Genomic DNA, 19,537 nt, shown 5'->3' on the forward strand with positions numbered 1-19,537 from the left:
GACCGGGGGTGGGCCACCCCGTGAAGGGTTGGCCGGATCACCGGGGGCGTGGCCGGGAACGGCCGGCGACGGGGCCGGGTCAGCTCGCGGCGAGGTCCTTGTGGACGGCCTTGGCGACGCCCTGGATGGTGGAGATGCCGTAGTTCATGGTGCTGTTGCCGTGGGTGAGCACGGTGACGGTGTAGTCGTGGCCCCCGCCCTTGAAGACGCCGACGCTGTGGACGCGCCAGCCGTGGGTGGAGCGCTGGAGCCAGCCGTTCTTGACGGCGACGCTGACACCGGAGGGGGCGCCGTACGGGGTGCCCCAGCGCTGGGAGGAGACGACCTTGCCCATGAGCCGGCGGATGTAGGCGCGGGAGTTGTCGCTGAGGACGCTGTTCTTGGCGTGGACCAGCTTGAGCAGCTTCTGCTCGTCGGTGACGTTGATCTGGGTCAGACCCCAGTAGCCGTCGGCGCCCGGCTTGGTCCTGGTCATCTTGGCGGCGGTGAGGAAGCCCTTGATCTTCGTCATGCCGAGCTGCTTCCACAGGGTGGAGGTCGCGGCGTTGTCCGACTTGGTGATCATGGCCTCGGCGAGCTTGGTCTCGCGGTCGGTGAGGTACCGGTCGGTCTTCTTCGCGTCCCACAGCAGTGCGGCGAGCACGGTGACCTTGACGACGCTGGCGGAGTCGTAGGAGGTGGAGCCGCGCAGCGTGCAGGTGGTGTGGGTGGTGCGGTCGTGGACGCCGACGGCGACCGTGCCCTTGCGGTTGGCGAGGGCGGCGGTGATGTCCTTCTTCAGCTTGGTCGCGAGTCCCGCCTTGGCGGAGGTGCAGGCGACGGTCGGGGTGGCGGCGGCAGCGGTCGGGGTGAGCGCGGTCACGCTCGCGACCAGCACTCCGCCCGCGACCCAGCGCGCTTTCCTGGATATCCCAATGGTCATGCCAAGCACGACGTATGAGCCGGCGTGAAGGGTTGTATGCCTGGCCAAAGCTGACGGATCCGTTACCACGGGGAGACAGTTCACACGCGAAGGTCACCTGACCTTCACCCACCGGCATACATGTCCATGTCACGCTCGAAGGGCCCACCCTCAACCCGCGTAGAACGGACACCCCATGCCCGTGACGCACCCGCGCCACCGCCGCCCCGTGGCCCTGGCCGCCTCGGCCGTCCTCCTCGCCCTGACCCTCCCGGCCCTGACGACCACCCCGGCCACGGCGACACCCCCCGCCCCTCGGCCCGCCTCCGCCACCGCCGACGCCACCACCCCCGCCCCCGCCGCCGACTACTACGCGGACGCGACCGGCAAGACCGGCCCGGCGCTGAAGAGCGCCCTGCACACGATCATCAGCGACCAGACCAAGCTCTCCTACTCGGCGGTCTGGGAGGCGCTGAAGGTCACCGACCAGGACCCCCGCAACAGCGGAAACGTGGTCCTCCTGTACTCCGGTCTCTCCCGCAGCAAGACGCTCAACGGCGGCAACTCCGGCAACTGGAACCGCGAGCACGTGTGGGCCCAGTCCCACGGCGGCTTCGGCACCTCCGCCGGCCCCGGCACCGACCTGCACCACCTTCGCCCCGAGGACGTCCAGCTCAACTCGGTCCGCGGCAACAAGGACTTCGACAACGGCGGCAGCCCCGTCACCAACGGCGGCGGCAGCCTCACCGACTCCGACTCCTTCGAGCCGCGCGACGCCGTCAAGGGCGATGTGGCCCGCATGATCCTCTACATGGCCGTCCGCTACGAGGGCGGCGACAGCTGGCCCGACCTGGAGCCCAACAACTCCGTCAGCAACGGCAGCGTCCCGTACCACGGCCGGCTCTCGGTCCTGAAGCAGTGGAACGACGAGGACCCGCCGGACGCCGGCGAACAGCGCCGCAACGAACTGATCCACAGCGACTACCAGGGCAACCGGAACCCGTTCATCGACCACCCGGAGTGGGTCGAGGCGATCTGGTAGCAGAGCGGGAACCCAACGGACGGGCGCCGCGGCTCAGGCGTCGAAGGCGGTCCGGACGACGAGCACGACGGGGACACCCGCCGGCAACTCCAGCGCGTCCGCCTCCTCGCCGCCCGGCATCCGCGAGCGGATCTCCTCACGGAACCGCACGGGGGCGCGGCCCAGTTCCGCGAGCCTGGCGTAGACCCCGCCGGGACCGGTGTCCGGCCGGGTGACCGGGGTACCGGCGACGAGACCGGCGGGGAGGTACGAGGTGGCGAGGCGGACGGGTGTGCCGTCGAGGGTGTAGCGCCGGCGGCGGACACAGACCCGCTCGCCCTCCGCCGGCCCCAGCACCCCACCGCGATCCCGCGAGCCGCTCGGCGGCGATGCGCTGGCACTTGGCCTGACGCCCTGATCCCCGGCTGCTCATCCCATGCGGGCAATTCCGAGACCCTGTCCGATCGCTGGGGGGGCTGCCCCGCCGGAACCCGGGGTCCGGGGCGGAGCCCCGCGGGGGCGAGCCGCTGACTGACCCGCCACGGGCGGGCGGGTGGGCGAAGGACGAGGTCCGGGGCGGAGCCCCGTGAGGGTGCCACTCGACCGACCCGCCACGGGCGGGCGGGTGGGCGAAGGACGGGGTCCGGGGCGGAGCCCCGTGAGGGTGCCGCTCGACCGACCCGCCACGGGCGGGCGGGTGGGCGAAGGACCGGGGTCCGGGGCGGAGCCCCGTGAGGGTGCCGCTCGGCCGACCCGCCACGGGTGGGCGGGTGGGCGAAGGGATGGGGTCCGGGGCAAAGCCCCGTGGAGCAGGGGCCCCCTACCCCACCCCGGGTAGGCAAACCCAGGCTGGACGGACCTCCGTACTCGCCGGTATCTTGGGGTGAGCAAGCGCTTAGACATCGGCAAGGAGGAGGCGGCGTGCGCCGTACGGTGTTCAACGAGGATCACGAGGCGTTCCGGGAGACCCTGCGCGCCTTCATCGAGGCCGAGGTCGTCCCGGAGTACGACGCGTGGTTCGCCGCCGGCCAGACGCCGCGCGAGTTCTACCACAAGCTCGCCGAGCTGGGCCTCTTCGGCATCAACGTCCCGGAGGAGTACGGCGGCGCGGGCCTGGACACCCACAAGTTCGAGGCCGTCCAGTACGAGGAGACCGCCCGCGCGGGCGTCACCTTCGGCGGGTCCGGGGTGCATGTGCTGCTCGCCCTCCCGTACATCAAGATGCTCGCCACCGACGAGCAGAAGAAGCGGTACCTGCCGAAGTTCGTCTCCGCCGAGGAGATGTGGGCCATCGCGATGACCGAGCCCGGCACCGGCTCCGACCTCGCCGGCATGAAGACCACCGCCAAGCGCTCCGAGGACGGCACCCACTACGTCCTCAACGGCGCCAAGACCTTCATCACCGGCGGTGTCCACGCCGACCGCGTCATCGTCTGCGCCCGCACCGCCCCGGCCGGCGCCGAGGACCGCCGCCACGGCATCTCCCTGTTCGCCGTGGACACCCGCTCCGAGGGCTACAGCGTCGGCCGCAAGCTCGACAAGCTCGGCCTGAAGACCTCCGACACCGCCGAACTGGCCTTCGCCGACGTCAAGGTCCCCGTGGAGGACCTGCTCGGCGAGGAGAACAAGGGCTTCTCCTACCTCGGCGCGAACCTCCCCTCCGAGCGCTGGGGCATCGCGTTCGGCGCGTACGCGCAGGCCGCCGCCGCCGTACGCTTCGCCCAGCGGTACGTCCAGGAGCGCGTGGTCTTCGGCAAGCCCGTCGCCCACTTCCAGAACACCAAGTTCGAGCTGGCCGCCTGCAAGGCCGAGGTGGACGCCGCCGAGGCGGTCGCCGACCGCGCCCTCGAAGCCCTGGACGCCGGTGAGCTGACCCCCGCCGAGGCCGCCGGCGCCAAGCTGTTCTGTACCGAGGTCGCCCACCGGGTGATCGACCGCTGCCTCCAGCTCCACGGCGGCTACGGCTACATGAACGAGTACCCGATCGCCCGCCTCTACGCCGACAACCGCGTCAACCGCATCTACGGCGGCACCAGCGAGATCATGAAGACGATCATCGCCAAGGACATGGGCCTGTAGCCCGACGCCATGAGCGAGGCACTCCGGTCCCTCCTCGATCTGCTCGACCTGGAGCAGATCGAGGAGGACATCTTCCGCGGGCGGTCCCGCTCCGCCGTCGTCCCCCGGGTCTTCGGCGGACAGGTCGCCGCCCAGGCGATGGTCGCGGCGGGCCGCACCGTCCCCGCCGGGCGGCCCGCGCACTCCCTGCACGCCTACTTCCTGCGCCCCGGCGACCCGGGCGCCCCCATCGTCTACACCGTCGACCGGATGCGGGACGGCCGCTCCTTCACCACCCGCCGGGTCGTCGCCGTCCAGCACGGCCGGCCGATCTTCGCGCTGTCCGCGTCCTTCCAGACGTACGAGGAAGGGCTCGACCACCAGGCCCCCATGCCGCCCGCCCCCGACCCGGTCACCCTGCCCACCTCCCGGGAACGGCTGCGCGACTACGGCCATCTGGACCCCGGGGTCGTGGAGAGGTTCCTGGAGGCCCGGGACGCCGTCGACCTGCGGTACGTGGACGACCCCCCGCACGGCCGCTACGGCACCCCGCGCGCCCCCCGCTCCCAGGTCTGGTTCCGCACCGAAGGCAAGCTCGCCGACGACCCCCTCCTCCATGTCGTCCTCGCCACCTACGTCTCCGACATGACCCTGCTCGACTCGGTGCTGCTCGCGCACGGCCGCGGCGGCTGGGCCGTGGGGGACGTCGTGGGGGCCTCGCTCGACCACGCCATGTGGTTCCACCGACCCTTCCGCGCCGACGAATGGCTGCTCTACGACCAGGAGTCCCCCGCGGCCCACGGCGGCCGGGGCCTGGGCCAGGCCCGTATCTACACCCAGGACGGCCGGCTGGCGGTCTCGGTCGTCCAGGAAGGCGTGGTCCGCGTCCCTCGGTGAGACTGAGGGACATGGCCGGACCCGAACCCCCACCCGGACCGCGGGACGCGACCGGCGGCGAGAGCACCACCACCGTGCTCGTCGCCGCCGCGGCCAATCTGGGGATCGCCGCCGCCAAGACCGTGGCCGGTGTCGTCAGCGGCTCCAGCGCGATGCTCTCCGAGGCCGCGCACTCGGTCGCCGACACCGTCACCGAGCTGATGCTGCTCGTCGCCCTCAAGCGCGGCGCGAAACCCGCCGACGAGGACCACCCCCTCGGCCACGGCGCCGAACGCTACATCTGGGCGCTGCTCGCCGCCGTCGCCACCTTCGTCGGCGGCGCCGTCTTCGCGATCTACGACGGCGTCCACACCCTCACCCACGGCGAGGAACCCGGCGACCCCGTCGTCTCGTACCTCGTCCTCGGCGTCGCCTTCCTCCTGGAGGGCTACTCCCTCCGGACCGGCCTGCGCCAGGCCCGCGGCGAGGCCGCCCGGCTCAAGGCACCCTTCCGGCGCTATCTGCGGCACACCCCGGACACCGCCGTGAAGGCCGTCGTCTTCGAGGACACCGCCGCCCTCGTCGGACTGGTCCTCGCCGCCGGCGGACTGCTCGGCGGCCAGCTCACCGGCACCGGCGTCTGGGACGGCGTCGCCTCCCTCCTCATCGGCCTGCTCCTGCTGCACGTCGCCTGGGAGCTGGGCCGGTCCAACGCCGTGCTGCTGATCGGGCGGGCGCTGCCCCGGCCGGTGCGGGAGCGGATCCGGGCCGAACTGCTCGCGGTGGAGCACGTGGAGGCCGTACTGGAGCTGACGACCCTGGTGCAGGGGCCCCGGCAGGCGCTGGTCGCCGCCAAGGTGGACTTCCGGGACATCGCCACGGCCGCGCAGGTCGAGTGGGCCTGCGAGACCGCCGAACAGCGGCTCAGGGCGGCGTTCCCGGCGATCGGCCGCGTGTATCTGGACCCGACGCCGGGACCCGGGCAGCGCCGCGGGGAAGGCCCGGCCCCTGGTCCCGACGCCCCCGACAGCCCCGACCGCCCCGACGTCCCCGACGGTCAGGCCAGTCCCGCCTCCGACAGCAGGTAGGCGACCATCGGGTCGTAGGAGCGCGGGCTGATCACATGGTCGTCCAGCGGCACCGCCACCTGTACGGTCCCCTCGGCCTCCGCGATGAACAGCGCCGGGTCGTTGCAGTCGGCGTAGCCGACGGAGTCGACGCCGTGGTGGCCCGCGTACCCCGCCCAGCCGTGGTCGGCGACCACCAGGTCGGGCAGCGGGCGGCCCTCGTGCTCCAGGGCGGTGAGGATGGCCCTCATCGGCTCGCCGGAGTGGGTGTGCCAGAGCGTGGCCCCGTGCTCCAGCATGGCCACGTCCGCGAACTGCATGACGTAGCCCTCCTCGGTGCGCAGGCCCTCGGGGATGACCACGATCTCGCAGCCGGCGGCGCGCAGCGCGGCGGCCGTCGACCGGTGCACGTCCAGCAGCCCGCCGGGGTGCCCGGTCGCGAACAGCACCCGCTGCCCGCCCGCCGCCGCCTTGCGCAGCCGGGCCGCCATCCGGTCGAGGCCGGCCACGGTCAGCTCGGGGTCGATGGTGTCCTGGCCGTGCCGGTACTCGGGGTCGTCGTTGACGCCGACCCGCTCCGCCATCACCGCGAGCACGTCCTGCTCGTCGGTCCAGCGGTCGCCCAGTTCCAGACCGAGCCAGAAGTTGCGTACGCCGTTGGCGAGCTGACGGTAGTGGGAGAGGTTGTTCTCGCGCGGGGTGGCGACCTGGCCCGCGATACGGGTGCTGACGAGGTGGTCGACGAGTTCGGCGCGGCTGGGCGTCCCGGGTATCGGCATGGCTCCCATTGTGGTCCAGATCCCCGTGTCCGTCCTTGACGTCCCGGACGCTGGGACATGGGTCACCGAACTGTGACGGCACGGCACTGAACCGTGACACCCGACGGGGGCCGCCGGCCCGCGACCTGGGTCAGCAGCGCCGCAGCGCGAACCACAGCTCCATCCGTACGTCCGGATCGTCCAGGTCCGTCTCCAGCAGCGCGGCGCAGCGGGCGATGCGCTGGCGCACGGTGTTGCGGTGCACCGACAGGGCGACGGCGGTCCGGTCCCAGCTGCCGTGCAGGGAGAGCCAGGCCCGCAGGGTGTCGGCCAGCGCCGGGGTGTCCGCGACCGGCGCGAGCAGGGCCCGCGCGTGGGCCTCGGCCTGGTCCGGCGGGACGAGGTCGGTGAGCGCGGGCCGCGGGCCGTGCCGTACCAGGAGGGCGCGGGAGGCGCGGGCGCGGGTCAGCGCGCGGGCCGCCTGGGTGTCGGCGGCGGGCCACTCGCCGGGCCCCACGGGCGCGCTGACCCCGAGCCTCCATCCCGGCTGCGGCCCCGGTTCCCGCACGGCGGGCATCAGCACCCGGACGACCCCGTCGGCTCCGGCGCCCCGGTCCACCAGGTCGACCAGCGCCGAGCCGAGCGCGGCCCCGAGCCCGGCGGCGGCGACCTGGTCGGCGGGGCGGGCGAGGGGGCGGGCGTGCACGACGAGCCAGGGTCCGGCGGCCCCGGCCGGGTCCCCGCGCAGCAGCGGCGCCACCGCCGCCGGTTCCGCGCCGAGCAGCAGCCGTACCAGCGCCGACGAGCGGGCCGCCTCGGTGGCGCTCTGGTGCTCGCCGGTCAGCAGGGACAGCAGGACGGCGGCGACCGAGGCGACGGTGTGGTCCCCGGGGTCCCGGCGCGGCGCGGCCACGCCGAGCACGAAGCCCTGTCCGGCGCCGAGGGCGTACGCGGTGAGCTGGACGCCGCTCACGGTGTCGGTGGCGGTGGTGCTGGAGGAGCGGCCGGTGACGACCCGGGTCAGCCGGGCGAGCGCCTCGGCGACCGGCGCCGCGGGGGGCCGTCCCGCGCCCGCGATCTCCGTGCCCTGCGGCCCGTACAGCACGGCCCGGGCGCCGCCGACCCGCCGGGCGAGCTGACGTAGTACGGCCGGGACGGGGTCGGGGCGGGCCGCGGCGGCGGCGAGGCTCTGCTGGGCCTCGGTGACCCGGCGCAGTTCGGCGTTCCTGGCCTGCGCGACCAGTTGCCAGACGGCTCGGGCGACGGCGGCGAAGGTGGTCCGCGGCGGCACCTCGATCAGGGGCAGTCCGTGTGCCGTGCAGGCCGCGACCAGGGCCCGCGGCACGATGTCGTGGACGGGTGCCAGGCCGAAGCCGAGCGCGGCCCCGCCGGCGGCGACGACCCGGGCGGCGTAGGCGTCGAGGTCGGCCCCCGGTCCCGGCTCCGGTCCCAGCCCCGATCCCGGCCCCGATCCCAGTCCCGATCCCGGCCCCGATCCCAGCCCCGATCCCAGTCCCGATCCCGGCCCCGGTCCCGGCTCCGACCCCAGCCCCGATCCCGGCCCCGTTCCCGCCCCGGCCCCGCTGCCCGAGCCCGCCTCGGTGGCCGGAATGTGTACGCCCGCGGTCAGCAGCAGCTCACCGCCGAGCAGATAGGGGTACGGGTCGGCCATCTCCGAGGTGTGCGCCCCGTGCAGGACCACTCCGGAGGCGGCGGGTCCCGCCAGCTGCCGCAGGGCGAGATCCTCCCGGGCCAGCAGCGCGGAGAGCGGCACGGAAGGGGTGGGCGGCATCGCGGGGGCCCGGGCGGCGGAGGGGACCGGGGCCCGCGGCGGGGTGTCCGTCATGGTGTGCCTATCCTCCATTCCGCTTCTCCAGAATGGATGAAACGTACACTTCGCAGCTGCTTTTCGGCCACCTAGGGTCTGTCCGTACCGGCGGCCCCCTCTGGGCGCCCTGTGTGAAGGAGGCCCTGTCATGGCCGTCGACTATCTCGTGATCCTCGTCTATCTGGCCGGCATGCTCGCCATGGGCTGGTGGGGCATGCGCCGCGCCAGGTCCAAGAGCGAGTTCCTGGTCGCGGGCCGCCGGCTCGGCCCCGCCATGTACTCCGGCACCATGGCCGCGATCGTGCTCGGCGGCGCGTCCACCATCGGCGGTGTCGGCCTCGGCTACCAGTACGGCCTCTCCGGCGCCTGGATGGTGTTCACCATCGGCCTCGGCCTGCTCGCCCTGTCCATCTTCTTCTCGGCGCGCATCGCCCGGCTGAAGGTGTACACGGTCTCGGAGATGCTCGACCTGCGCTACGGCGGCCGGGCGGGGGTGATCTCCGGCGTGGTGATGTGGGCGTACACCCTGATGCTCGCGGTCACCTCGACCATCGCGTACGCCACCATCTTCGATGTCATCTTCGACATGAACCGCACGCTCGCGATCGTGCTGGGCGGCTCGATCGTGGTGGCCTACTCCACCCTCGGCGGCATGTGGTCGATCACCCTGACCGACATGGTGCAGTTCGTGGTGAAGACCATCGGGGTGCTGCTGCTCCTGCTGCCCATCGCCGTCGTCAAGGCGGGCGGCTTCGCCGAGATGAAGGCCCAGCTGCCGACCGAGTACTTCGACCCGCTGGGCATCGGCGGCGAGACCATCTTCACGTACGTCCTGATCTATACCTTCGGCATGCTCATCGGGCAGGACATCTGGCAGCGGGTGTTCACCGCCCGCAGTGACGGTACGGCCAAGTGGGGCGGCACGGTGGCCGGTACCTACTGTCTGGCCTACGCGCTCGCCGGTGCCGTCATCGGCACCGCCGCCAAGGTGATGTACCCCGACCTGGCCAGCCCGGACGACGCCTTCGCCACGATCGTCAAGGAGGAACTCCCCATGGGCGTGCGCGGCCTGGTGCTCGCCGCCGCGCTCGCGGCCGTGATGTCCACCTCCTCCGGCGCGCTGATCGCCTGCGCCACGGTCGCCAACAACGACATCTGGTCGCGGCTGCGCGGACTGGTCACGGCCGGCGGCCGGCAGCCCGACGAGGCGCACGACGAGGTGAAGGGCAACCGGGTCTTCATCCTGCTCATGGGCATCGCCGTGGTCCTCACCGCGATCGTGCTCAACAATGTCATCGAGGCGCTGACGGTGGCGTACAACCTGCTCGTCGGCGGGCTCCTCGTGCCGATCCTCGGCGGGCTGCTGTGGAAGCGCGGCACGGTCCAGGGCGCGCTCGCGGGTGTCACGGTCGGCGGTCTGTCGGTGGTCGTCCTGATGGCGACGTACGGCATCCTCGCCAACGAGCCGATCTACTACGGTCTGCTGGCCGCCCTCGCCGCCTACGTGCTCGTCTCCCTCGCCACCCCGCCCACCGACGCCGCCGTGCTGGCCGCCTGGCGGGAGCGGCTGGCGGGCCGGGGCGCCGAACCGACCGAGGAGCCGGCCCCGGCACACCACTGACCGGCTGCCAGTAGAGTCGTATGACGATTCACAAGTCGCGCATAGATTGACAAGTCACGCATCACAGCTGAAGCGTGAGAAGGAAGGCACACCAGAATGAGCAGCGCCGAGACGCCCCGCGGTCCCGTCGACTCCTCCCGCGTCCCGCGGTACGCCGGGCCCGCGACCTTCGCCCGGCTGCCCCGCCTCGACGAGGTGCCCGCCGCCGATGTCGCCGTGGTGGGCGTGCCGTTCGACTCGGGGGTCTCGTACCGGCCGGGCGCCCGCTTCGGCGGCAACGCCATCCGTGAGGCGTCCCGGCTGCTGCGGCCGTACAACCCCGCCCAGGACGCCTCCCCCTTCGCGCTCGCGCAGGTCGCCGACGGCGGGGACATCGCGGTCAACCCGTTCGACATCCACGAGGCCGTCGACACGATCGAGGCCGCCGCCGACGACCTCCTCGGCACCGGCGCCCGGCTGATGACGCTGGGCGGCGACCACACCATCGCGCTGCCGCTGCTGCGCTCGGTGGCGAAGAGGCACGGCCCGGTCGCCCTGCTGCACTTCGACGCCCACCTCGACACCTGGGACACCTACTTCGGCGCCGAGTACACCCACGGCACCCCGTTCCGGCGCGCGGTGGAGGAGGGCATCCTCGACACCTCCGCCCTCTCCCACGTCGGCACCCGCGGCCCGCTCTACGGCAAGCAGGACCTCACGGACGACGAGAAGATGGGCTTCGGCATCGTCACCTCGGCCGATGTGTACCGGCGCGGCGCCGACGAGGTGGCCGACCAGCTCCGGCAGCGCATCGGCGACCGCCCCCTGTACATCTCCATCGACATCGACTGCCTCGACCCGGCCCACGCGCCCGGCACCGGCACCCCCGAGGCGGGCGGCATGACCTCCCGCGAGCTGCTGGAGATCCTGCGCGGACTGGCCTCCTGCCGGCTCGTCTCCGCCGATGTGGTGGAGGTGGCGCCCGCGTACGACCACGCCGAGATCACCTCGGTCGCCGCGTCCCACACGGCGTACGAACTGACCACCATCATGTCCCGGCAGATCGCCGCGGCGCGGAAGGGCACCGAGACCAAGTGACGCACGACCACGATCTGGTGCTCCGCCCCACCCGGGCCCAGACCGAGCAGGCCCTGAATCCGCCGACCGGCCGCAACGGCGGGGACCTGGTCGTGGAGACCCTGGCCGGGCTCGGCGCGACGACCGTCTTCGGGCTGCCCGGCCAGCACGCCCTCGGCATGTTCGACGCGCTGCGCCGCAGCGCCCTGCGGTACGTGGGGCTGCGGGTCGAGAACAACGCGGGCTTCGCGGCGGACGCCTACGGCAGGGTCACCGGTGAGGCGGCCCCGCTGCTGCTGTCGACCGGGCCGGGGGCGCTGACGGCGCTGCCCGCGCTCCAGGAGGCGCGGGCCGCCTCCGCGCCGGTGGTGGCGATCAGCAGCCAGGTCCCGACGGCGGGCCTCGGCGGCGGGCGGCACGGCTACCTCCATGAACTCCCCGACCAGGCGGCCTCGTTCCGGGGCGTGGTCAAGTCCGTCCACCAGGTCCGTACGCAGTCCCAGATACCGTCGGCGCTCGCGGAGGCGTGGCGTTCGGCGCTGACCGCCCCGCACGGCCCGGTGTGGGTGGAGATCCCGCAGGACGTGCTGCTGGCGCCGACGCCGCTGCCGGTGGTGACCGGGGTGGACGCGCACCCGGAGGACCTGGTCCCCCGGGTGGAGCTGACGGCGGTGGCGGCGGACCTGCTGTCCCGTGCCGACCGCCCGGCGGTCATCGCGGGCGGCGGGGTCGTCCGGGCGGACGCCTCCGGCAAGCTGCTGGCGCTGGCGGAGCGGCTGGACGCGCCGGTCGTGACGACGTTCGGCGGCAAGGGCGCCTTCCCCTGGGACCACCCGCTGTCCCTCCAGTCCTGGCTGGAGGACCGGCACACGACCGACTTCCTGGAGGACGCGGACGTCCTCCTCGTCGTCGGCTCGGGCCTCGGTGAACTCTCCTCGAACTACCACACCTTCAAGCCGCGCGGCCGGGTCGTCCAGATCGAGGCCGACCTCGGCAAACTGGAGTCCAACCACCCCGCCCTCGGCATCCACGCGGACGCCCGCCCGGCGCTCCAGGCCCTGCTGGAGACGGTGGAGGAGCGCACGGACCCGACGGCGCCGGAGCGGGTGCGGACGGTGCTGGAGAAGGTGCGGGCGCGGATCGCGTCCCAGGACCTCTCCCTGGAGCAGCGGCTCCTGGCCTCGATCCGGGCCGCCCTCCCGACCGACTCGCCGTCCTTCTGGGACATGACGATCCTGGCGTACTGGGCGTGGTCCGCGTTCGACGCCGGACGCCCCAACGCCATGCACTCCGGGCAGGGCGCGGGCGGCCTCGGCTACGGCTTCCCCGCCGCCCTCGGCGCGGCGGCGGCCGACCCGACCCGCCCGGTCCTCGCGGTCTCCGGCGACGGCGGCGCCCTGTACTCCCTCGCCGAACTGGCCACGGCCCAGCAGTACGGGCTGCCGGTCACCTGGCTGATCGTGGACGACGGCGGCTACGGCATCCTGCGCGAGTACATGACCGACGCCTTCGGCGAGCCCACGGCGACGGAGCTGACCCGCCCCGACTTCGTGGCCCTCGCCGAGTCCTTCGGCGTCCCGGGCGTCCGCACGACCCCGGAGACCCTGGAGTCGGACCTCACCAAGGCCCTGGCGACACCGGGCCCGTCGGTGGTGGTCCTCCCGGCGCTGCTGCGGATGTTCGCGCCGACGCACCTGGGCTGAACGCCCCTTCGGGTGCGCCGGGTCACTGGTAGTACACGGCCGTCCGCTTGCCGTCGATCTCGTGGATCCTCACCGGGGTGTCGAACACCTCGGTGAGGACGTCGGCGCGCATCATCGCGTCGACCGTGTCGGCGGCGGCTATCCGGCCGTCGCGCAGGGCGATGATCCGGTCGGAGTAGGCCGCGGCGAAGTTGATGTCGTGGACGATCAGGACGACGGTCTTGCCGAGTTCGTCGGCGGCCCGGCGCAACTGGCCCATCATCCGCACCGAGTGCTTCATGTCGAGGTTGTTGAGCGGCTCGTCCAGCAGGACGTACCGGGTGTCCTGGGCCAGCACCATCGCGACGTAGGCCCGCTGGCGCTGACCGCCGGAGAGCTGGTCGAGGTAGCGGTGCTGGAGGTCGCCGAGGTGGAGGAAGTCGAGCGCGTCGTCCACCTGCGCCACGCACTGCGGGGTCAGCCGCCCGCGGCTGTGCGGGAAGCGTCCGAAGGAGACCAGTTCGCGTACGGTCACCCGGGCGGTGAAGTGGTTCTCCTGGCGCAGGATGGACAGGGTCCTGGCCACCTCCTGGGACTTGGCCCGGTGGATGTCGAGGCCGTCGACGGTGACCGTGCCGGAGGTCGGCTCGGCGAGCCGGCCGATGATGGTCAGCAGGGTGGACTTCCCGGCACCGTTGGGACCGACCAGCGAGGTGACGCCGCCCGCGGGGATCTGCCCGGAGACGGGGCCGAGCACGGTGTCGTCGCCGTAGCTCTTGCGGATGTCGGTGAACTCGATCACAGGGTGCCCTTCCTGAGGAGATGGATGAGGAAGACCGCCCCGCCGAGGAACTCGATGACGACGGTGAGCATGCCGGAGGCGTAGAAGACGTGCTCCATGAGGAACTGTCCGCCCGCCAGGGTGATCAGCCCGATGAGGAACGCCATCGGCAGGACGACGACATGCCGGTGGGTGCCCGCGAGCTGGTAGGCGAGCATCGCGGTGACGAATCCGAAGAAGGTCATGGGGCCGGCGAGCGCGGTGGACATCGCGATGAGCACGGAGATCAGCAGCAGCATGACCATCAGCTCACGCTTGTGCGCGATGCCCAGGTTGGTCGCGGTGTCCCGGCCGAGCAGCAGGGTGTCGAGCCGGTAGCGGCGCTGCCAGATCACGACGCCGACGATCAGGCACACCGCGCCGGCCAGCGGCAGATGCTCGGCCTCGGCGGTGCTGAGCCGTCCGAACAGACGGGTCGACAGGACGTCGTACTCGGCGGGCGACAGCAGTCGTTGCAGGAAGTCCGACAGGCTGCGGAAGGCGAGCCCCAGCACCACGCCGACCAGGAGCAGCACATGGAGGCTGCCCTTGCGGCCGGAGAACAGCCAGCCGAACAGCAGCATGGTGAAGCCGGCCATGAGCAGCGTCTGGGTGATGAGCTTCGGCATCCCGTCGGTCACGGCGAGGACGCTGCCGCCGAACACGGAGACCAGCAGGGTCTGCATCAGGATGTAGACGGCGTCGAAGCCCATGATCGACGGGGTGAGCAGCCGGTTGTGGGTGATGGTCTGGAACACGACCGTCGCCATCGCCTGCGCGAACGCGACCACGGCCATGGTGCCGAACATGGTCAGCCGCCGCTCGAAGGCGAACGCGAAGGAGCCCTCGATGAACAGGAAGAGGAAGGCGCACACGGAGGCGGCGGCGAGCCCGGCGGCCACGGCGAGCCGGGCGGCGGCGGGCAGCCCGCGTCGGACGCCGACGCCCGGTCCCCCGGGGATCCCGGGCGCGGACGTCCCGCCCTCGGCCGGCGCGGGCTTCCCGCCCTCGGCCGGTGTGGACTTCTCGTGATCGGCCGGCGCGGGCTTCCCGTGATCGGCCGGTGTGGACTTCCCGTGATCGGCCGGTGTGGACTTCCCGTGATCGGCCGGCGCGGGCTTCCCCTCGGTGGGCGCGGCGGTCGGCAGGTGACGTTCAGACATGGGCCTTCCCTCGCTGACGCAGGATCATCGCGACGAACACGAACGCGCCGACCGCGCCCAGCACCACCGTCGCCGGGATCTCCAGCGGGAAGACGAGGAGCCGGCCGACGAGGTCGCAGACGATCATCAGGGCGACGCTGCTGAGCACCACCCAGGGCAGGTTCTTGCGGACGTCGTCGCCGCGGGCCATGGAGACGAGGTTCGGCACGATCAGACCGAGGAACGGGATGAACCCGACCACGACCGTGGTCACACCGGTGGCCAGGGCGACCATGGTGAGCCCGATGAACAGGATGCGCCGGTAGGGCAGCCCGAGGCTGACGGCCGTGTCACGGCCGAGCCCGGCGATGGTGAAGCGGTCGGCCGCGAGATACAGCCCGACGACGATGGCCCCCACCACCCACAGCGGTTCGTAGGTGCCGCGCACCACGGAGCTGAAGCCGCCCGAGCGCCAGGTGGCGAGCATCTGAAGGAGGTTGGTGGAGGACGCGATGTACAGGGTGACCGCACTGACCAGCGCGCCCAGCATGATGCCGACGATCGGCACGATGACCTGGGACTTGAGCGCGATCCTGCCGAGCACGAACAGGAAGACCAGCGCGCCGACGAACGCGAAGGCGCTCGCGGCCCCCATCTTCACCAGGGGCGAGGAGGCCGGTGCGAGAAGGGTCAGCAGCAGGACGCCCAGGGCCGCCCACTCGCTGGTGCCGGTGGTGGTCGGCTCCACGAACCGGTTCTGCACCAGCATCTGCAGGACCACACCGGACACGGCCATCGCGGCGGCGGCGAGGATCAGGGCGAGGGTGCGCGGTACCCGGGAGATCAGGAACATCCGCCGGGCCTCGGGGTCGGTGAACAGCGCGTGCAGGTCGATGTCGTACCCGCCGACGAAGAGCGAGACGACGATCAGGGCCAGCACGGTGAGGGCGGCGAGCGGCAGGGGAAGTCGGCGCATGGGGCTTCCGGGGCGAGGGAGGACGACGCGGCCCCGCACCGGTGCGGGGCCGCGTCGACGGGTCAGGTGGGGTGTCAGCCGGCCGCGTCGAACGCGGTCGCCACCTGGTCGAAGGCGTCGGTGTACGCCTGGATGCCCTCGGAGAGGTAGAAGTCGTCGTCGAGGTAGATGACCTGGTCCTGCTGGCGGAAGGTCGTCTTGTCCCAGGCTTCCATGCCGTCCACGATCTTCTTCGCGGCGATGGCCTCGGAGCCGTCCTCGGTGCCCACGGCCGCGTCCCGGTCCAGCATGATGACCCAGTCGGGGTTCAGCTCGGCGACCGTCTCGGGGGCGAGGCCCGAGTCGTTGTGCACGGAGGTGCTGTCCTCGCCCTCGGCGCTGAGCACGTTCTTCAGGTTCAGCGGCTCGGCGAGCCGGCCGATGCGGCTGGCCCCGTTGTCGACCTTCCCGGCGCTGGCGACGGCGAGGAACACGCTCTCGCCCCGGGTGGCTCCGGCGGCGTCCTTCTCGGCCTGGTCCAGGGCGCCGACGATCTCCTTGGCATCGGCCTCCTGGCCGAAGACCTTCCCGAGGGTCTCGGTCTGCGTCTTCAGGGAGGCGACGTAGCCGTCCGCGGCCTCGTCGGAGGGGGCCACGTCCACCGTCTTGGCGATCTTGGACAGCTTGTCGTGGTGGTCGGTGAAGCGGTAGCCGCCGATGATCAGGTCCGGCTCGGCGGCGTTCAGCTCCTCGAACCGGGGCTCGCGGTGGGTGCCGACGTCCTTGATCGAGGCGTCGTTCTGCCAGTCCTCGAAGCCCTCGGTCGGCAGCAGCGCCTTGGGCACCGCGACGGGCTTCACACCGAACGCCTTGAGCGTCGCGAACGAGGTGTTGTCGAGCGCGGCGACCCGGGCGGGCTTCACGGGGACGTCCATCTCGCCCTGGGCGGTGGTGATGGTGACGGTGCCGCCGCCCTTGGATCCGGCCGTGTCCTTCTTGTCGTCGGAGGCGCCGCAGGCGCTCAGCACCAGCCCCGCACACAGGACCGAACCGGTCACGACGAGGGGCTTGCGGAAGCGGTGAGAACGCACGGCGGCTGACTCCTGGGACGGGCGGGGCAGCCGTCGGCGCAGGGCGAAGCGGCTGCATGAATGTGCAACTATGCTTAGCCTAACCTAAGTACTGGCTGATAATCGCCTGTGGGTGGCGATAACCCGCTAAACGCCCCCGTCGACCCCCTCGGCCCCGACAGCCCTGTTGGTCCCGACAGCCCTGCTGGTCCCGTCGGCCCCATCGGTCCCGACAGCCCTGTTGATCCCATCGGTCCCATCGGCCCCGTCCGCCGCCGCGGCGGCGGCGAACGCCCCCCGCGCCATCCCGTGCAACAGCTCCGCCGTCGCCCCCCGGCCCGGGAGGGTGCCCCGGCGGCCCAGGTGGGGCGTGGAGTTGAGCAGCCCGAAGACGGAGTGGACGGCGGAGCGGGCCGTCGGTTCCGGGAGGGCGGGATACAGGTCCCGCACCACCCCCACCCACAGCTCGACGTACTGGCGCTGGAGCTGACGCACCAGCTTGCGGTCGGTGTCGCGGAGCCGGTCCAGCTCACGGTCGTGGAGGGTGATCAGCGGGCGGTCGTCCAGGGCGAAGTCGATATGGCCCTCGATGAGGGAGTCCAGGATCCCGCCCGGCCCGCAGCCCGCGCCCGCTTCCGCCACCCGGCGCTTCGCGCCCGTCAGGAGCCGGCCGCTGATGCCGACCAGCAGTTCCGCGAGCATCGCGTCCTTGCCGGGGAAGTGTCGGTAGAGGCCCGGACCGCTGATGCCGACGGCCGCGCCTATCTCGTCCACGCCCACGCCGTGGAAACCGCGTTCGGCGAAGAGCCGGGCCGCCTGCTTGAGGATCTGCTCGCGGCGGGTGGGGGCGTCGGTTCTGATGGCCATGGCGCCAATTCTAGACAGGGAGGTTAGCGGTCGTTAACCTGAAGGGGACGCGTTAACGCTTATTAACCAGATGAGGGGGCTCGCGGGATGGACCAGGCACCCGAGCTGACCAGCGCGGCAGACCCCGCGTCGGAAGGCTTTCGCGCCAACGAGGCCGCCCAGCGCGCGCTGGTCGAGGAGCTGCACGGCAAGCTCGCCGGGGCCCGGCTCGGCGGCGGCGAGAAGGCGCGGGCCCGGCACACCGCGCGCGGCAAGCTGCTCCCGCGCGACCGGGTCGACACCCTGCTCGACCCCGGCTCGCCCTTCCTGGAACTGGCCCCGCTCGCGGCCGACGGGATGTACGAGGGACAGGCCCCGGCCGCCGGGGTCATCGCCGGGATCGGGCGGGTCAGCGGGCGCGAGTGTGTCGTGGTCGCCAATGACGCCACCGTCAAAGGGGGGACGTACTACCCCATGACGGTGAAGAAGCATCTGCGGGCGCAGGAGGTCGCGCTCGACAACCGGCTTCCCTGTGTCTACCTCGTCGACTCCGGCGGCGCCTTCCTGCCGCTCCAGGACGAGGTCTTCCCCGACCGTGACCACTTCGGGCGGATCTTCTTCAACCAGGCCCGGATGTCGGCCGCCGGGATCCCGCAGATCGCCGCCGTGCTGGGGTCCTGCACCGCCGGTGGCGCGTATGTGCCCGCCATGAGCGACGAGGCCGTCATCGTCCGGAACCAGGGCACGATCTTCCTCGGCGGGCCCCCGCTGGTGAAGGCCGCCACCGGTGAGGTGGTCACCGCCGAGGAACTGGGCGGCGGCGACGTCCACTCCCGGGTCTCCGGGGTCACCGACCATCTCGCCGAGAACGACGCCCACGCGCTGCGCATCGTCCGGGACATCGTCGCCACCGTCCCCGCGCGCGGCCCGCTCCCCTGGGACGTGGCGCCGGTCGCCGAGCCCAAGGTCGACCCCTACGGGCTCTACGGCGCCGTGCCGGCCGACCCCCGTACGCCCTACGACGTGCGCGAGATCATCGCCCGGGTCGTGGACGGCTCGCGGTTCGCCGAGTTCAAGGCGGAGTTCGGGCAGACCCTCGTCACCGGGTTCGCCCGGATCCACGGCCACCCGGTCGGCGTCGTCGCCAACAACGGGATCCTGTTCTCCGAGTCCGCCCAGAAGGGCGCGCACTTCATCGAGCTGTGCGACCAGCGCGGCATCCCGCTCCTGTTCCTCCAGAACATCTCCGGGTTCATGGTCGGCAAGGACTACGAGGCCGGGGGCATCGCCAAGCACGGGGCAAAGATGGTCACCGCCGTCGCCACCACCCGGGTACCCAAGCTGACGGTGGTGGTGGGCGGCTCGTACGGCGCCGGGAACTACTCGATGTGCGGGCGGGCCTACTCCCCCCGCTTCCTGTGGATGTGGCCCGGCGCCAAGATCTCCGTCATGGGCGGTGAGCAGGCCGCCTCCGTCCTCGCGACCGTCAAGCGGGATCAGCTCGAAGGGCGCGGCGAGTCCTGGGCCGCCGAGGACGAGGCCGCGTTCAAGGCCCCGGTCCGCGCGCAGTACGAGCGCCAGGGGAACGCCTACTACGCCACCGCCCGGCTCTGGGACGACGGGGTCATCGACCCGCTGGAGACCCGCCAGGTGCTGGGCCTGGCCCTGACCGCGTGCGCCAACGCGCCCCTGGGTGACCCCCAGTTCGGCGTCTTCCGGATGTGAGGGGACCCCACTCAGATGCCCGAGACACAGCAGAACCCGGCGACACCCCGGAGCGCGAGGCCCTCGCAGCACCCTGGGGAAGGACAGAACACAGGACGGAACTCCGATGCC

General features: G+C 72.2%; 15 protein-coding genes and 2 pseudogenes. 8 read left to right on the forward strand and 9 right to left on the reverse strand.

From position 1 onward, the window contains the following. Nucleotides 1–79: 79 nt before the first annotated feature. Nucleotides 80–922 carry a serine hydrolase gene (locus tag ACIQNG_RS06415; RefSeq protein WP_401482861.1) on the reverse strand — a complete coding sequence of 281 codons (843 nt, stop codon included), beginning with the start codon at nt 920–922 and terminating at the stop codon, nt 80–82. Between the two features lie 175 nt (nt 923–1,097). Here ACIQNG_RS06415 and ACIQNG_RS06420 point away from each other — a divergent pair, with 175 nt between their 5' ends. Beyond that, nucleotides 1,098–1,943, forward strand: coding sequence for an endonuclease I family protein (locus ACIQNG_RS06420; RefSeq protein ID WP_401482862.1), 846 nt, complete (start codon nt 1,098–1,100; stop codon nt 1,941–1,943). Nucleotides 1,944–1,985: 42 nt separating this feature from the next. Here the strand turns inward: ACIQNG_RS06420 and ACIQNG_RS06425 are convergent. Further along, nucleotides 1,986–2,279, reverse strand: a pseudogene (locus tag ACIQNG_RS06425) (UTRA domain-containing protein); the annotation flags it as partial. Between the two features lie 564 nt (nt 2,280–2,843). Here ACIQNG_RS06425 and ACIQNG_RS06430 point away from each other — a divergent pair. The 3 genes from ACIQNG_RS06430 to ACIQNG_RS06440 are packed head-to-tail and all read left to right on the forward strand — an operon-like array spanning nt 2,844 to nt 5,944. Then, nucleotides 2,844–4,001 (forward strand): acyl-CoA dehydrogenase family protein, encoded by a 1,158-nt coding sequence (locus ACIQNG_RS06430; RefSeq protein ID WP_401433187.1) that lies wholly within the window; start codon nt 2,844–2,846, stop codon nt 3,999–4,001. A 9-nt stretch (nt 4,002–4,010) separates the two neighbouring features. Beyond that, nucleotides 4,011–4,877: an acyl-CoA thioesterase gene (locus ACIQNG_RS06435; protein WP_401482863.1), complete on the forward strand. Its 867-nt coding sequence runs from the start codon at nt 4,011–4,013 to the stop codon at nt 4,875–4,877. Between the two features lie 11 nt (nt 4,878–4,888). After that, nucleotides 4,889–5,944, forward strand: a complete 1,056-nt coding sequence (locus tag ACIQNG_RS06440) for a cation diffusion facilitator family transporter (protein WP_401482865.1) — start codon at nt 4,889–4,891, stop codon at nt 5,942–5,944. Here the strand turns inward: ACIQNG_RS06440 and ACIQNG_RS06445 are convergent. Together ACIQNG_RS06445 and ACIQNG_RS06450 are read right to left on the reverse strand one after the other, a co-directional pair. Further along, the gene (locus tag ACIQNG_RS06445) at nt 5,914–6,702 is read right to left on the reverse strand and encodes a phosphatase (protein ID WP_401482866.1); all 789 of its coding nucleotides are present in this window, start codon (nt 6,700–6,702) and stop codon (nt 5,914–5,916) included. The genes ACIQNG_RS06440 and ACIQNG_RS06445 overlap by 31 nt on opposite strands. 130 nt (nt 6,703–6,832) lie before the next feature. Beyond that, on the reverse strand, nt 6,833–8,527 hold the full coding sequence (locus tag ACIQNG_RS06450) for a helix-turn-helix domain-containing protein (RefSeq protein ID WP_401482867.1): 1,695 nt from the start codon (nt 8,525–8,527) through the stop codon (nt 6,833–6,835). Between the two features lie 130 nt (nt 8,528–8,657). Here ACIQNG_RS06450 and ACIQNG_RS06455 point away from each other — a divergent pair, with 130 nt between their 5' ends. The 3 genes from ACIQNG_RS06455 to ACIQNG_RS06465 all read left to right on the forward strand — a co-directional run bounded on the left by ACIQNG_RS06455 (nt 8,658) and on the right by ACIQNG_RS06465 (nt 12,889). Beyond that, nucleotides 8,658–10,130, forward strand: coding sequence for a sodium:solute symporter (locus tag ACIQNG_RS06455; protein ID WP_401482868.1), 1,473 nt, complete (start codon nt 8,658–8,660; stop codon nt 10,128–10,130). A gap of 96 nt (nt 10,131–10,226) precedes the next feature. Next, nucleotides 10,227–11,207 (forward strand): agmatinase, encoded by a 981-nt coding sequence (speB, locus tag ACIQNG_RS06460; RefSeq protein ID WP_401433199.1) that lies wholly within the window; start codon nt 10,227–10,229, stop codon nt 11,205–11,207. Further along, on the forward strand, nt 11,204–12,889 hold the full coding sequence (locus ACIQNG_RS06465; protein ID WP_401482869.1) for a thiamine pyrophosphate-binding protein: 1,686 nt from the start codon (nt 11,204–11,206) through the stop codon (nt 12,887–12,889). The genes speB and ACIQNG_RS06465 overlap by 4 nt, the downstream gene beginning before the upstream one ends. A 22-nt stretch (nt 12,890–12,911) precedes the next feature. Here ACIQNG_RS06465 and ACIQNG_RS06470 read toward each other — a convergent pair whose 3' ends face one another. From ACIQNG_RS06470 to ACIQNG_RS06490, 5 genes and pseudogenes are all read right to left on the reverse strand, one after another. Then, a complete protein-coding gene (locus tag ACIQNG_RS06470) occupies nt 12,912–13,670 on the reverse strand; it encodes an ABC transporter ATP-binding protein (protein ID WP_401482870.1) in 759 nt (252 codons plus the stop codon). Then, entirely contained in the window at nt 13,667–14,851 is a 1,185-nt protein-coding gene (locus ACIQNG_RS06475; RefSeq protein WP_401482872.1) for an iron chelate uptake ABC transporter family permease subunit, read from the reverse strand. The genes ACIQNG_RS06470 and ACIQNG_RS06475 overlap by 4 nt, the downstream gene beginning before the upstream one ends. After that, on the reverse strand, nt 14,844–15,806 hold the full coding sequence (locus tag ACIQNG_RS06480) for an ABC transporter permease (protein WP_401482873.1): 963 nt from the start codon (nt 15,804–15,806) through the stop codon (nt 14,844–14,846). Before ACIQNG_RS06480 ends, ACIQNG_RS06475 begins: the two co-directional genes overlap by 8 nt. 74 nt (nt 15,807–15,880) lie before the next feature. After that, complete coding sequence (locus ACIQNG_RS06485; RefSeq protein WP_401482874.1) at nt 15,881–16,876, reverse strand: siderophore ABC transporter substrate-binding protein; 996 nt, start codon at nt 16,874–16,876, stop codon at nt 15,881–15,883. Nucleotides 16,877–17,128: 252 nt separating this feature from the next. Then, nucleotides 17,129–17,722: pseudogene (locus ACIQNG_RS06490) on the reverse strand (TetR/AcrR family transcriptional regulator); the annotation flags it as partial. An 87-nt stretch (nt 17,723–17,809) separates the two neighbouring features. On the opposite strand from ACIQNG_RS06490, the gene ACIQNG_RS06495 reads away from it, so the two are divergent. Beyond that, nucleotides 17,810–19,426, forward strand: a complete 1,617-nt coding sequence (locus tag ACIQNG_RS06495; RefSeq protein WP_401433214.1) for a carboxyl transferase domain-containing protein — start codon at nt 17,810–17,812, stop codon at nt 19,424–19,426. Nucleotides 19,427–19,537 lie beyond the last annotated feature (111 nt).

The organism is Streptomyces sp. NPDC091377 (assembly GCF_044757045.1).
Lineage (GTDB): Bacteria > Actinomycetota > Actinomycetes > Streptomycetales > Streptomycetaceae > Streptomyces.

Bases quoted from the DNA above. Each gene is read 5' to 3' on its own strand.
- speB (WP_401433199.1), top strand. From the start codon at position 10,227: ATGAGCAGCGCCGAGACGCCCCGCGGTCCCGTCGACTCCTCCCGCGTC.
- ACIQNG_RS06480 (WP_401482873.1), bottom strand. From the start codon at position 15,806: ATGCGCCGACTTCCCCTGCCGCTCGCCGCCCTCACCGTGCTGGCCCTG.
- ACIQNG_RS06475 (WP_401482872.1), bottom strand. From the start codon at position 14,851: ATGTCTGAACGTCACCTGCCGACCGCCGCGCCCACCGAGGGGAAGCCC.
- ACIQNG_RS06455 (WP_401482868.1), top strand. From the start codon at position 8,658: ATGGCCGTCGACTATCTCGTGATCCTCGTCTATCTGGCCGGCATGCTC.
- ACIQNG_RS06415 (WP_401482861.1), bottom strand. From the start codon at position 922: ATGACCATTGGGATATCCAGGAAAGCGCGCTGGGTCGCGGGCGGAGTG.
- ACIQNG_RS06435 (WP_401482863.1), top strand. From the start codon at position 4,011: ATGAGCGAGGCACTCCGGTCCCTCCTCGATCTGCTCGACCTGGAGCAG.
- ACIQNG_RS06445 (WP_401482866.1), bottom strand. From the start codon at position 6,702: ATGCCGATACCCGGGACGCCCAGCCGCGCCGAACTCGTCGACCACCTC.
- ACIQNG_RS06420 (WP_401482862.1), top strand. From the start codon at position 1,098: ATGCCCGTGACGCACCCGCGCCACCGCCGCCCCGTGGCCCTGGCCGCC.
- ACIQNG_RS06495 (WP_401433214.1), top strand. From the start codon at position 17,810: ATGGACCAGGCACCCGAGCTGACCAGCGCGGCAGACCCCGCGTCGGAA.
- ACIQNG_RS06450 (WP_401482867.1), bottom strand. From the start codon at position 8,527: ATGACGGACACCCCGCCGCGGGCCCCGGTCCCCTCCGCCGCCCGGGCC.
- ACIQNG_RS06440 (WP_401482865.1), top strand. From the start codon at position 4,889: ATGGCCGGACCCGAACCCCCACCCGGACCGCGGGACGCGACCGGCGGC.